1 pseudogene is annotated in these 225 nt (G+C 65.3%); it reads right to left on the reverse strand.

Annotation, left to right across the window (positions count from 1 at the left end):
* Positions 1-225 (reverse strand): annotated as a pseudogene (locus IB248_RS32500) (ISNCY family transposase); the annotation flags it as partial.

Consider the following 225-nt stretch of genomic DNA (forward strand, 5'->3'; position numbering starts at 1 on the left):
TCTGCACCAGCTCGCCATAGGCCTCGCGCCGCAATCGTGGCTGATGAAACGTCCGCCGCTGCTTGCGCGACAACCACAGTCCAGCATCGACCATCCAGCCGCGCACCGTCTCGCGCGACACACGCAAGCCATCACGCTCGGCCAGCTTCTCCGTCGCCAAGGTCGGCCCGAAATCCGCATAGCGCTCGCCAACCAGCGTTACCGCATAATCGCGAACGCCGTCGC

Source organism: Rhizobium sp. RHZ01 (genome assembly GCF_014851595.1).
In the GTDB taxonomy this organism is placed as follows: domain Bacteria; phylum Pseudomonadota; class Alphaproteobacteria; order Rhizobiales; family Rhizobiaceae; genus Rhizobium; species Rhizobium altiplani.